The organism is Candidatus Methylomirabilota bacterium (assembly GCA_035315345.1).
Classification (GTDB): Bacteria; Methylomirabilota; Methylomirabilia; order Rokubacteriales; family CSP1-6; genus CAMLFJ01.
The window spans coordinates 34338-46750 of sequence record DATFYA010000195.1 but is presented as its reverse complement, the minus strand read 5'-3'; the positions used below and the strand labels follow the sequence as shown (position 1 = coordinate 46750).

General features: G+C 72.7%; 12 protein-coding genes. 7 read left to right on the top strand and 5 right to left on the bottom strand.

Annotated elements, in window-relative coordinates:
- Positions 1–1139 (bottom strand): aldehyde ferredoxin oxidoreductase N-terminal domain-containing protein (locus VKN16_25625; GenBank protein HME97603.1); only part of this gene is annotated, 1139 nt, incomplete at its 3' end.
- Between the two features lie 48 nt (positions 1140–1187).
- On the opposite strand from VKN16_25625, the gene VKN16_25620 reads away from it, so the two are divergent.
- Positions 1188–1751 carry a peroxiredoxin-like family protein gene (locus tag VKN16_25620; GenBank protein HME97602.1) on the top strand — a complete coding sequence of 188 codons (564 nt, stop codon included), beginning with the start codon at positions 1188–1190 and terminating at the stop codon, positions 1749–1751.
- Between the two features lie 20 nt (positions 1752–1771).
- On the opposite strand, the gene VKN16_25615 is transcribed toward VKN16_25620, so the two are convergent.
- The 4 genes from VKN16_25615 to VKN16_25600 are packed head-to-tail and all read right to left on the bottom strand — an operon-like array spanning position 1772 to position 7446.
- Positions 1772–4756, bottom strand: coding sequence for a tetratricopeptide repeat protein (locus tag VKN16_25615; protein ID HME97601.1), 2985 nt, complete (start codon positions 4754–4756; stop codon positions 1772–1774).
- The gene (locus tag VKN16_25610; protein HME97600.1) at positions 4753–6180 is read right to left on the bottom strand and encodes a tetratricopeptide repeat protein; all 1428 of its coding nucleotides are present in this window, start codon (positions 6178–6180) and stop codon (positions 4753–4755) included. Before VKN16_25610 ends, VKN16_25615 begins: the two co-directional genes overlap by 4 nt.
- 35 nt (positions 6181–6215) lie before the next feature.
- Positions 6216–6971, bottom strand: coding sequence for a DUF4118 domain-containing protein (locus tag VKN16_25605; protein HME97599.1), 756 nt, complete (start codon positions 6969–6971; stop codon positions 6216–6218).
- Between the two features lie 4 nt (positions 6972–6975).
- Complete coding sequence (locus VKN16_25600) at positions 6976–7446, bottom strand: potassium-transporting ATPase subunit C (GenBank protein ID HME97598.1); 471 nt, start codon at positions 7444–7446, stop codon at positions 6976–6978.
- Positions 7447–7696: 250 nt separating this feature from the next.
- Between VKN16_25600 and VKN16_25595 the strand changes: the two genes are divergently transcribed.
- The 6 genes from VKN16_25595 (at position 7697) to VKN16_25570 (ending at position 12285) form a co-directional block, all read left to right on the top strand.
- A complete protein-coding gene (locus VKN16_25595; protein HME97597.1) occupies positions 7697–7903 on the top strand; it encodes a hypothetical protein in 207 nt (68 codons plus the stop codon).
- A gap of 14 nt (positions 7904–7917) precedes the next feature.
- The gene (locus VKN16_25590; GenBank protein HME97596.1) at positions 7918–8919 is read left to right on the top strand and encodes a GntR family transcriptional regulator; all 1002 of its coding nucleotides are present in this window, start codon (positions 7918–7920) and stop codon (positions 8917–8919) included.
- Positions 8916–9062, top strand: a complete 147-nt coding sequence (locus tag VKN16_25585; GenBank protein ID HME97595.1) for a hypothetical protein — start codon at positions 8916–8918, stop codon at positions 9060–9062. Before VKN16_25590 ends, VKN16_25585 begins: the two co-directional genes overlap by 4 nt.
- Positions 9059–9694 carry an HAD-IA family hydrolase gene (locus tag VKN16_25580; protein HME97594.1) on the top strand — a complete coding sequence of 212 codons (636 nt, stop codon included), beginning with the start codon at positions 9059–9061 and terminating at the stop codon, positions 9692–9694. Before VKN16_25585 ends, VKN16_25580 begins: the two co-directional genes overlap by 4 nt.
- Before the next feature lie 157 nt (positions 9695–9851).
- Positions 9852–11111 carry a replication-associated recombination protein A gene (locus tag VKN16_25575; protein HME97593.1) on the top strand — a complete coding sequence of 420 codons (1260 nt, stop codon included), beginning with the start codon at positions 9852–9854 and terminating at the stop codon, positions 11109–11111.
- A 52-nt stretch (positions 11112–11163) separates the two neighbouring features.
- Positions 11164–12285, top strand: coding sequence for a D-alanine--D-alanine ligase family protein (locus tag VKN16_25570; protein ID HME97592.1), 1122 nt, complete (start codon positions 11164–11166; stop codon positions 12283–12285).
- Positions 12286–12413 lie beyond the last annotated feature (128 nt).

Here is a 12413-nt window from a genome sequence, read left to right as displayed (position 1 = left end):
CCCCAGCCGAACGGCACGCCGAGGTCTCGCTCGGAGAGCCAGCCGCGCTCGAGCGCCTCGCAGACGAAGGCGAGCGTGACGCCCATGCTGATGGTGTCGAGCCCGAGCAGATCGCACAGGTCGTTGGCCCGGGCGAGCGAGCCGGCGTGGCCGTTGCCGAGCATGGAGCCGAACGCGAAGATCGTCTCGTACTCTGGCATCTTCGCCTTCAGGCCGGCCAGCTCGCCCTCCCGGACCTCGTATTGCTTGCCGCACGCCACCGGGCACTTCAGGCACGTGGTGTCGCGGTCGTGGAAGTGCGCGTGCATCTCCTCGCCCGAGATGGCCATCGCGTCGGCGAAGACCTCCTGGCGGAGGTTGTACGAGCCGAGCGCGCCGAGGGTGTTGATCGGCTTGACCAGGAACGGCGTCCCGTAGACGGAGAGCGCCTTGGTCCCGGTCTTGAGCGGCTCGCGCTGCTGCTCGAGCAGCGCCTTCAGCGCGGGCGCGTCGGCCAGCTCGGTCTTGCGCGCGCCCGCCACCACCAGTGCCTTGACCCGCTTGCTGCCCAGCACCGCCGCGATGCCGCCGCGGCCCGCGAAGGCCTCGCGGTTCTTCCAGTAGGTGCCCATCGCCGCGAAGCGCACGAGGTTCTCGCCGCCGGGCCCGATCGCCATCACGTCGGCGTCGCCGCCCTCGATGGCGTGGACGGCCTGCACCGTGTCGCGCGTGGTCTGCCCCCAGAGCTCGCGGGCGGGGCGGATCTCCACCCCGGCCTCGGTCACCTTCACGTACACCGGCTCGGCGGCGCGGCCGGTGATCACGATCGCGTCGAAGCCGGTGCGCTTCATGGTGGCGGGGAACCGGCCGCCGAAGGTGGAGTCGAAGAAGAGCCCGGTGAGCGGCGACTTCGAGGCCACGCAGGCGCGGCTGTTGCCGGGCACGGTGGTATCGGTTATGGGACCGACCGCGAAGACCACCGCGTTCGCCTCGTCGTAGGCATCCACGCCGGCGGGCACGTGATCGAGCAGCAGGCGCGCCGCGAAGCCGTTGCCGCCCAGGAGGGCGCGGGCCATGTCGTCGGTGACCGGCTCGATCCGGCTCCGGCCGTCGGTGACGTCGACGAAGAGAATGCGGCCGCCGTAGCCCCGGGCGATCATGTGCGCGGATCATTCTAGTTACAATGGCGGCCGGTTACAATGCAGGCCATGGACGATCTGCTCGCGGCCGCGCTGGGCCAGGTCTCGGTCCTCGACGAGCGCTCCGCCGCGGTGCGGCTCGGCGACTTCTGGGCGAAGCGCCCGGTCGTCCTCGCGCTCGTCCGGCATCTCGGCTGCCTCTTCTGTCGCCAGCAGGTCGCCGGCTTGTTGCGTCGGCTGCCCGAGATCGAGCGCCGCTCGGCCAGCCTCGTGGTGGTCGGCCCCTCGCGCTCCGAGCACATCGCGGGCTTCCGCGCGGCGACCGGCTACGCCGGGCCGCTCCTCGTGGACCCGTCGCTGCGCGCGTTCCGGGCCGCGGGGCTCGAGCACAGCCGGGGTAGCACCTATCATCCGCTCGCGGTGCTGAAGGCGGTGCGCGCGGTCGCGCAGGGACACCGGCAGACCGGCCGCCAGGGCGACATCATCCAGCAGGGCGGCACCTTCGTGCTGGGCCCCGGCGATCGCGTGCACTTCGAGTGGCGCGATCGCTACGCGGGAGACCACGCGGATCTGGATGCGGCGGTGGCGGCGATTCCGGCTCTGGCCGCCCCTCGCCCCGGCCCTCTCCCCTGAGGGGAGAGGGGGAAGCATGGCTAGCTGGCGCCGAGGGCGCGGAGGCCTTTGCGCGCGGCCTCGGTCAGCTCGGGCTCGACGCCGGACATGGCGAGCACCTTCCGGTATACGATCACCGCGGCGTCCTTCTGCTTGAGCGCGGCGAACGCGTTGCCCGCCGCCACCAGCGCCCGACGGCTCCACGAGGAATCGTCGCCGAGATACGCGGCGGTCAGGTACATGTCCGCCGCATCCTGCGTCTTGCCGGTGGCGCGATAGCCCTCGCCGAGGCGGTAGGCCGCCTCCGAGGCCATCGAGCCCTCGGCGGCGTCGAGCGCCTGCTCGAGGAGCGGGCGCGCATCGTTCCACTTGCCGTCGGCGGCCAGGAGGCGTCCCTGCCCCAGTAGCCCCACCGCCTTCTCCTTCGGATTGGCCGCGGAGGCGACCGCGCGCGCATAGGCATCGAGCGCGCCGGCGCGGTCGCCGGTGGCCTCCTGCGCCTCCGCCATCAGCATGGCGGCCCGCGGTGATTGCGCCTGGCCGCCGCCGGCCGCGGGCTCGAGCGTGCGCTTCGCCTCCGCGGCCGCGCCGGTGCGGAGCAGGGCCTCGGCGTAGTCGAGGCGGTTGCCGGTGCCGGCCGCGCTGTCCGGGTAGCGCTCGCCGAGCTTGGCGTACATGTCGCGCGAGAGGGTCCACTCCTCGCCCTGCGCGGCCGCGGCGGCCAGGGTCGACAGCGCGGCGGGCGTGCCCGGATACTTCGGGTACTGATCGACCAGCCGCAGCGTCAGCGTCCGCGCGTCGGGCCAGCGCTTCTCCTCGGCGGCCACCACGGCCAGGCCGTGGATCAGCCGCGGCGTGGTGACCGGATCCGCCGGCCCCGCGACGAGCGGCGTGGCGATCTGCTTGAACTCCGCGGTCTTGCGCTGGTTGAAGAGGACCGCGGCGAGCCCGTAGCTCGCGGCGGTGGTGACGGGGCCGCCGGCGTCGCGGGCGTTGGTGAAATCGCGAATCGCCGCGTCCCACTGCTGGCGCGCCGCGTGCGCACTGCCGAGCCCCAGATGGGCGATGCCGGTCTCGCCCAGGCTCAGCGCGGCCTGGAAGTCGCGCTCGGCGTCCGCCGGCTTGCCGGTCGCCAGGAGCGCGGCGCCGCGCGCGACCCGCGCGCGGCTCACGTACGGCGACACCGAGCCCCGCTGCACCAGCCGTCCGAGCTCGGGCAGCGCGTCGGCGGCCCGGCCGCCGCGCACCGCGAGGATCGAGCGATTCAGCGTGGCCACCTCGGCGTACGGGCTGTTGGGATAGCGGTCCACGACCTGATCGAGCAGGGTCTGCGCGTCTGCCCAGTCTCCGGCGCGGCCGGCCAGGTCCGCGGCGAGCACCAGGGCCTCGGGAGCGCGCGGATCGCTCTGCGATTGCTGGGCGAACCGGGTCCAGCGCTGGCGCGCCGCGTCCGGCTTGCCGCCACGCAGCTCGGCCCAGCCGAGCGCGAGGCCCGCCACCGGCGCCTGCGGATAGGAGCCGTGATTGGCCAGGAAGGCGCCGTACGCCTGAGCGGCCTGCGCGTAGTCGCGCGCCCAGTAGGCGGCCTCGCCGCCCAGCACCAGCGCGGCGGCGCGGATCTCGGCGGGCACCGCGCTGTCGCCTTGCAGCTTGCGGGCCGAGTCGCGCGCCTGCGCGAACTCGCGCGTGTCGAAGTCGAGCTGGGCCAGCCGCAGCGTGGCGTAGGCGCCGAGCGCGGGCGAGCCGGGCGCGTTGCGCACGAGCTGGAAGCGGTCGCGCGCGTCGGAGGCCTGCCCGCCCAGACGGCTGGCCTCCGCGCTCAGCAGCAGCACGTACGAGCGCGTGGCCGGATCGAGATTGCGGGCGAGCAGGTCGTCGTTGATCTCGCGGGCCTCCTCGACCTTGCCCTTTTCGGCGGCCCAGCGGCTCAGCAGGAGCCGCGTCGGAGTCACCAGGGGCCCGCTGCGGTTCGTCTGCTCGAGCTTCTTGGCCTCGTCGAGAGCCCCCGGGAAGTCGTCGAGATCGAGGAGCGCCTGCACGAGCCCGGCGCGCGCCCACGGCGCCTCCTTCGACTGCGGATACGCCGAGAGCATCCCGCGATACGTCTTCACCGCCTCGAGCGGCTGACCGCCCGCGCGCGTCCACCAGCCGAGGCGCAGCAGGCCGCTGTCGATCAGCACCTGCGGCCCGCCGGAGACGAAGGTCTGAAGGCGCTGCACCGCGCCGCGATAGTCGCCGAGCCGCCCGAGGGTGTCGCCCAGCCAGAACGTGCCCTCCCACGCGACCGAGCGCGGCGCGCTCTGGTTCATGAGGCCGAGCCACGTCTCGCGCGCCTCGCCGTAACGCTTGAGCCCGTAGAGAGCGAGCGCTCGGCCGTGTCGGGCGTAGGGAATCAGCACCGGCGGAGCGCCGGACTTCAGCACGGTGTCGAAGGCGGTGAGCGCGCGATCCGGCTTGCCCAGCTCGAGCGAGACCCAGCCCAGCTCATGGGTCGCGAAGAGACCGAGCTCGCCGCGGGGGTCGTCCTGGCTCACCTGGACCATCAGGCGCTCGGCGTCGGCGGGCTGGTTCATCCGCAGCAGCGTCTCGCCGAGCCAGTAGCGCGCCTCGCGGATCTGCGCGCGCTCGGTGGCCTCCTGCACCGCCTTCTGCAGCACTTCGCGCGCCGGCTCGAACTCGCCGCGCTGGTAGCGCGCGCGCCCGCACTCGATCAGCTCGGAAGCCACCCCGAAGACGCTGCCGACCGGATTGCAGGCCATGAATCGCGGCGGGGGCAGCGGGGCCACCGGGCGATCGCCGAGATGGCCCACCATCGGTGCCGGCGGCAGCTCCGGCATCCCCTGCGGGATCGGCGGCAGCGACACCGCGGGCAGCGGCACCGGCGGCTTTTCCAGCGGCGGCACCGCCAGCGAGAGCAGCCCGCCCACGTCGGGCGGGGGCAGCGTCAGCGTGATCTCGGCGCGCGGGACGGAGACGATCGCGGCGACGAGGAGTGAGGCCAGGGCCAGCGCGCGCGCGAGGATCATGGCTTCGTCCCCTTCTGCGGACTCGCGCCCTTCTGGGGGGTCGCCCCGGACTTCGGCGTGGCCTTGGGCGCGCCGGCGTCCGACTTGCCGTTGGCGGCCACCGTGGCGAGCCGCTCCTTGGCCCACGAGGCCAGCGCCTTGTCCGGGCTCTTGGCCGCCTCCTCGTAGAACTTGGCCGCCTGCGACCACTGCCGCTGCTCTTCGTGGGCGAGGCCGGTGCCCGCGAGCGCGCGATAGCGGAGGGCGGGCTCGATCGAGGACGCGTCCGTCGCGGACTTGAAGGCGGCGATGGCGGCCGTGTGATGCTTCTGCTTCAGCTCGCTCTCCCCCAGCAGCACGAAGGCCTCGCCGCGGACCGCGCCCTCGGGGCTGCGCGACGCCGCGCGGGCCAGCGTGGAGGCATCCTTGAACGCGTTCTTGGTGAACGCGGTGTGGGCCATCTCGAGCGAGACGCGGCCGCTCAGCGGATGATCGGGGAACTCCTTCCGCAGGCGGGCCCACGCGGCGTCGGCGTCCTTCTGGCGGCCGAGCTTGGTCGCGACGACGCCGGCGTCGTACAGGCTCTCCGCGGTCGCGCGCTGGGTGGTCAGCGACTTGTACTCCTCGGCCAGCTCACCCTTCTTGCCCTGGCGCACGAGCGAGTCGGTCACGTTGCGCCGGGCCGCCGCGGCCAGCTCGTGCTGCGGGTACTCCTTGGCGAAGGCGCGCAGCTCGGCCGCGCCCTCGTCGGTCTGCCCGCTCGCGATGAGCGCCTGGCCGAGGGTGTAGCGCGCGTCCGGTAGCAGGCGGTTGTCCGGGTACTTGCCGATGAATCCCCGCAGGAGCGTGACCGCCTCGTCGGCGTGCTTGAGCTCCAGCTCGGTGCGCGCCAGATAGAAGGTGGCCGACGGCACGGTGGCGTGATCGGGATAGCTCGAGAGCAGCCGACGGAACTCGGTGGCCGCCTGGTCGCGGCGCTTCAGCTCCAGATTGACCCAGGCGAGGCCGTACACCGCGTCGGGCGCGCTGGGCGACTTCGGATCATCGGTGAGGATCTTGTCGTAGATCGCGCGCGCTTCCGGATAGCGCTTCATCCGGAAGAGGGTCTCGCCCTCCCAGAAGCGCGCCTCGTCCGGCCGGCCCGGCACCGGAGACAGGGTCTGCGCCTTGCGGAACGCGGCGAGGGCCGGCTCGAGCTGATTCTGGGCGAGGCGCACCTTGCCGAGCAGCAGGGTCGCGTCGGGGACCCGGGTGTCGGAGGGGAAGCGCTCCACGAGACGCTCGAGCATGCGGCGCGACTGCGGGTAGAGCCCGTCCTGGAACGCCCGGTCGCCCACCGTCCACAGCCGCTCCGGTTCGCTGACCGCGAGCGCGGGAGGAGGCGACACGACCATCGCGCCGAGCGCGGCCACAGCCAGATAGACGCGTAGCGAAGTGCCCGTCATGGCTATACCGCCACGCTACCACGAAAGCCGAACGCCTACCGCATCCCGAGACCCAGAATCGAGGCCGCGACCGCGAGGGTGCGCGCCTCGTCGAGGCGCAGACCGTCCTCGCGGCCCTCCCAGAGATCGAGCGTCATCGGCCCGCGTCCGGTCTGCAGCGTGAGCCGGCCGCCGCCGTCGGGCAGCCGGAGCCCGCGCGATCCGAATCGCGGCGAATCGTCGGCGGGCGCGAACAGCGTGTCGGCGTCCAGCGCGATGCGGGGCGCCGGCCGCGACGCCGCGCTCTCGGGCGCCGCCGCGAGTACGCGGCCGCCCGCGTCGCGCAGGACCAGGCCGCCCAGATCGAAGCCGGCGCGCAAATCCTCGAGCAGAGCTCGGACCGGTCGGCCGTCCCTCGCCCGCTCCACGAACCGGCTCAGCAGGCCCAGCTCGCGGTCGGCGCGGCCCGCGGCGGCGGAGAGGCGCTCGCGCCGCCGGCCGAAGGCGGCCGCGATGAGCCCGCAGCCGGCCAGCGCGAAAAAAGCGACCACGTCGTCGGGCTTGCTGATCGCGAGCGTCAAGTAGGGCTCGGTCAGGAAGAAGTTCAGGCTCATCGCCGAGATCAGGGCGGTGACAAGCGCCGGGCTGCGGCCGCCCAGCTCCGCGACCAGGATCGTGAAGGCCATGAACACGAACGCGAGATTCGACGCGCCCACCCGCCCGCGCAGCGGAATCAGCGCGACGCCCAGGGCCATGGCGCCCAGCGCTCCGGTGACCATCCACACGCGCACGTCGTCGCTCGGCTTGATCATGGCCTCACCGCCCGTCGAGCGGCAGGTTCAGCGCGAGCACGTTGACGCGGGGCTCGCCGAGGAATCCGAGCGAGCGCCCCTCGGTGTAATCCACGAGGGCGCACCGCGTCGAGCGAGGCACCGGCGCCGAGTTGCCCGGCTCCGCGGCGTGAAGCGCGGCCACGTGCGCGTGCACCGCCTCGACCAGCGCCGGGCTCGTGGGGCTCAGATCGGAGGCGGAGGACGCCGCCGCGTTGTGCGGGAACGGATCGGTCGCCGACGGCCGCCCCCGGAAGTATCCGGGCGCGTCGAGGGGCTGGCCGATGAGCGCCGAGCCGACCACGGTGCCGTCCTGGACGACCAGGCTGCCGTTGGCCGGCGAGGGGAAGACCACCTGGGCGATGCCGGTGACCACGAGCGGATAGACGAGGCCGGTGATCACCGTGAAGATCAGCAGCGACAACAGCGCCGGTCGCACGTACGAGGCCCCCCTCACGCCAGCCCGCAGGCTACCACGATCATGTCGATAGTCTCGACGCCCGGAAACGGGACGAGGATGCCGCCCAGCCCGTCGCGCCGCAGCACCGCGGCGGCCCCAGCGCCCGGTAGAGAAGGGTTGACGCGCCTCTTCCGTGTGTCCTAGTATGTTAGGACATTAAGACTCATCGGATCGGCCTCGTGACATAGTGCCCTAGGCCAGTGCTCCGGTGACATTCCCCAGATCATCTGGGACCAGGAGGATCGTGATGAACCCGCAGCTCGAAGAGCAGGTGGCCAGGCAGCGGCTGGATGAGGCCCGGGCCGAGGCGGCCCGGTGGGCCCTTCTCCGCAGCCTTCGTCCGGCTCGGCGTCCCGTGCGCGTGATGGTGGGCCATGCCCTCATCAAGGCTGGCCACTGGGTGGCCGGTCGGCCGCCCCGACGCGTGGCGGCGCCGCGACGGGTCGCCGCCTAGGAAGGAGCCGGCACGTGGCGCGGGAATCCTCGCACATCACCCCGCCCTCGGGGCTGCGGGTCAACCGCAAGAGCGCGGTGCCCGTCCACGTGCAGCTCCAGACCCAGATCCGCCACCTGATCGACATCGGCTCGCTGAAGCCGGCGATGCAGCTGCCGACGGTGCGTCAGCTCGCCGGCTTCCTCCGCATCAATCGCAACACGGTGGCGCGCGCGCTGGCCGCTCTCTACCAGGACGGCTATCTGGAAAGTCAGCACGGGCGTGGCACCTTCGTGACGGATCGGCCGCCCGCCCGCGAGGGACGAGCCGCGCGGAGCCTGGAGCGGCTGGTGCAGGACACGCTCGAGCGGGCGCGGCGGCTCGGCTTCACCCACGAGGAGATCGCGGCCACCATCGCCGCGCGCGCCCCGAGCGCGCGCGCCCCCCGGCGCCCGCGCGAGCGCGTGCTGCTGGTCGAGTGCAACCATCCGGAGCTGGCGCGCTATCGCGAGCAGCTCGAGGAGGAGCTGTCGATCACGGTGGACCGGGTGCTGGTCGAGGACGTGGACGTCCGCTTCCGGGAGCCCGCCTTCCTCGCGCCCTACCGCATGGTGGTCACCACGTTCTTCCACATCCACGAGGTGAAGCAGGCGCTGCCGATGGACGGGCCTCCCGCGGTGGCGCTCCTGTCCGAGGCCAACATCTCCTCGCTCCTGCGCCTCACCGAGATGCCCGAGGGCTCGACGGTCGGACTGGTCTGCGCCACCGCGCGCGGCAGCCAGAACATCCTGAGCTCGGTCCAGTCCGCCGGTCTGTCGCACGTGGTGCCGATCCTGGCCTCCACCGACGATCCGTGGTCGATCGATCGCATGCTGGAGAAGACCCGCGTGGTGGTCTGCTCGGACCAGGCCGCGGCGCTCCTCCGCGACCGGCTCCCGCACGACGTCGAGCTGATCGCCGCCTATCGCCGCCTGGACTCCGGCGGGATCGAGATGCTGCGCGACCTCCTGGCCCAGACCGACGGAGAGCGGACATGAACGCGCGCGACGCCATGACCCGAGCCGCGCTCCCCATCGAGGCCGCGATGCCGCTCGCGGAGGACGGCCACCTCGTCGACATCCTCACCCGCTCGGACCTGCGGCGGGGCCTCGTCCGCCGAGAGCCGGAGGCGGTGGCATAGGCGCCGGCCCCGCGGTCTGTGTCTTCGACCTCGACCACACGCTGGTCAGCTCGCCGCTCGACCTGCGGGCGGTGGGCCGCGAGATGGAGGCCTTCGTCAAGGCTCGCGGGATTCGCGTGCCCGAGCGCGCGCTCCGCTGGTCCGGCGCCGAGCTGTTCGACCTGGTGCGGCGCGAGGCCCCGCATCTGGAGGCCGAGCTGCTCGCGATTCCGGTGGCGCACGAGCGGCGGGCGATGGCCGCGGCCACCCTCGAGCCCTTCGCGCGCGAGACGCTGGCCGCCATGAAGGATCTCGGCTTCGCCACCGCGATCTGGACCAACAACGATCGCGTCGTCGCCGATCACGTGCTCACCCGCTTCGCGCTGGTGGCCCACCTGGATCTCGTGGTCACGCGCGACGACGTCCGGCGGCTGAAGCCCGATCCCGACGGCGTGCGCGTGGTGCGCGAGCGCTGGCCGGAGGCCGAGCGCATCGTGGTCGTGGGCGACTCGTGGGTGGACGGCGTCGCCGCGCAGGCCGCCGGCGTCCCCTTCATCGCCTACCGGCCGGACCTCGCGGAGATGTCGCAGCGCGGGGTCGTCATCGCCGCGCGCATCCAGTCGCTGCTCGACCTGCCCGCCGCGCTCGCCTGACCCGTCACCGGCGGTCGAGGCACTCCGCGACCTCCGTGCCGTCCGGCGCGCGTTCACGGCCGCCACGTCCCGCTCGCCTGGGTATACTGCGCGCGTGGATCTGTTCGACTCGCTGCCCGCCGCCGCACCCCGCGCCCCCGCGCCGCTCGCCGACCGCATGCGCCCCCGCCGCCTCGACGAGGTGGTGGGGCAGCCGCAACTGACCGACGCGGGCCGGCCGCTCCGCCGCGCTCTCGAGGAGGGCGCGCTGCACTCGATGATCCTGTGGGGCCCGCCGGGCACCGGCAAGACCACGCTGGCCCGGCTCCTGGCCGACGTGGCGGGCGCCCGCTTCGTGCCGTTCTCGGCCGTGACCTCCGGCGTCAAGGAGATCCGCCAGGTCATGACCGAGGCGGAGGCCGAAGGCATGCGGCTCGGCCGTCGGACCATCCTGTTCGTGGACGAGATCCACCGCTTCAACAAAGCGCAACAGGACGCCTTCCTGCCCTACGTCGAGAAGGGCACGATCATCCTGATCGGCGCCACCACCGAGAACCCCTCGTTCGAGGTCAACGGCGCGCTGCTGTCCCGGGCCCGCGTGTACGTGCTGCGTCCGCTCGGCGAAGCGGACCTGGTGGCCATCCTCGAGCGCGCGCTGCGGGACGGCGAGCGCGGACTGGGCGGCCTGGGCGCCACGGTGGAGCCGGAGGCGGTCGCCCTGATCGCCCGGCTCTCCGACGGCGACGCGCGCACCGCGCTCAACGTGCTCGAGCTGGCGGTGACCGGGCCGAGGTCGCACGTGACCGAGGCGGCGGTGCGTGATGCGGTCCAGAAGAAGGCCCTGCTCTACGACAAGTCGGGCGAGCAGCACTACAACCTGATCTCGGCTCTGCACAAGTCGCTGCGCGACTCCGATCCCGATGGCGCCCTCTACTGGCTCGGCCGCATGCTCGAGGCGGGCGAGGATCCGCTCTACGTGGCGCGCCGGCTGGTGCGCTTCGCCTCCGAGGACGTGGGCAACGCGGACCCGGCCGCGCTGCGCCTGACCCTCGACGCCAAGGACGCCTACCACTTCCTCGGCACGCCCGAGGGCGAGCTGGCCCTCGCCCAGGCGGTGTGCTACCTCGCCCTGGCGCCCAAGTCGAACGCGGTGTACGCGGCCTGGAACGCGGTCCACCACGACATCCAGGAGCATCCCGCGGAGCCGGTGCCCCTGCATCTCCGCAACGCGCCGACCGGTCTCATGGCCAACCTCGGCTACGGCCGCGGCTACCAGTACGCGCACGACGCGCCCGACGCGCAGGTGAGCCAGGACCATCTGCCCGACGCGCTGCGCGGCCGCGTCTACTACCGTCCCACCACGCGAGGGGCCGAGAAGGAGATCGCCGAGCGTCTGGCGAAGTGGCGGGCATGGCGCGAGAAGCAGAAGCCGGCCTGAGCGCGCAAACGAGTTCTCCCCGGTAAACGTGCGGTCTGATACAACTGGATCCATGGCCGACGGGCCCCGGAAGCTGCGAGTGGGCGTGGTCTTCGGTGGACGCTCGGGCGAGCACGAGGTCTCGCTGGCCGGCGCCGCCTCGGTGATGGCCGCGATGGATCGGAGCCGGTTCGAGCTGGTCCCGATCGGCATTGCCAAGGACGGCCGGTGGCTCGTGGGCGGCGACCCGCTGCGCGCGCTCGCCGCCGAGGCCGCGCGCCAGGCGCTGACCGCCGGCGGCGCCGACGCCCACACCAAGCACGAGCTGCTCGAGCGCGCGACCGCACAGGACACCGGCGCCTCCCTCATGCGGATGGAGACCTCCGACAGTCTGCCCGCCGGCCTGCGCGACCGCCTGGACGTGATGCTGGTCCTGCTCCACGGCCCGCAGGGCGAGGACGGCACCGTGCAGGGGCTGCTGCAGCTCGCGGGCGTGCCCTACACCGGCGCCGGCGTGCTCGCCTCCGCGGTCGGCATGGACAAGGTGGCGATGAAGGATCTCTTCCGCGCCCACGGGCTTCCGCTGGTGGAGTATGCGGTCGTCCGGCGTCACGACTGGGAGGGCGGCGGCCGGGAGGACATCGCGCGGGGCATCGGCGCCGAGATCGGCTTCCCGTGCTTCGTGAAGCCGGCCAACCTGGGCTCGAGCGTGGGCATCAGCAAGGTGAAGGCCGCCGAGGATCTGCCCGCCGCCATCGACCTCGCCGCGCAGCACGACCGCCGCATCATCGTGGAGCGCGCGGTGCAGGGCCGCGAGGTGGAGGTCGCGGTCCTGGGCAACGACGAGCCACGCGTGTCGGTGCCGGGCGAGGTGTGCTACCCGGGCGAGTGGTACGACTACGATACCAAGTACGGCGCGGGCCAGACCACGTTCAAGGTTCCGGCGCCACTGGCCCCAGAAGTCACCGAGGAGGTGCGCGCCCTCGCGCTGCGCGCCTTCCGGGCCACCGACTGCGCGGGCATGGCGCGCGTGGACTTCTTCATCGAGGGCGACCGCCGCGTGCTCGTGAACGAGATCAACACGATCCCGGGCTTCACGGCGACCAGCGCCTATCCGCGCCTCTGGGAAGCCTCCGGCATCCCCTACCCCGAGCTGATCGGCCGCCTCATCGACCTCGCGCTCGAGCGCCGGTGAAGCTCGCGCCGAGCGCACGCCGGATCGCCGGTCGTCCGCCGGCTGGGGGAGTGCGGGGGCCATTTCTGGGCCCCCGCATAAGACAGAGCCGTACAGAAGTACACGGTCATCCGCGCACCGCGCGCGTG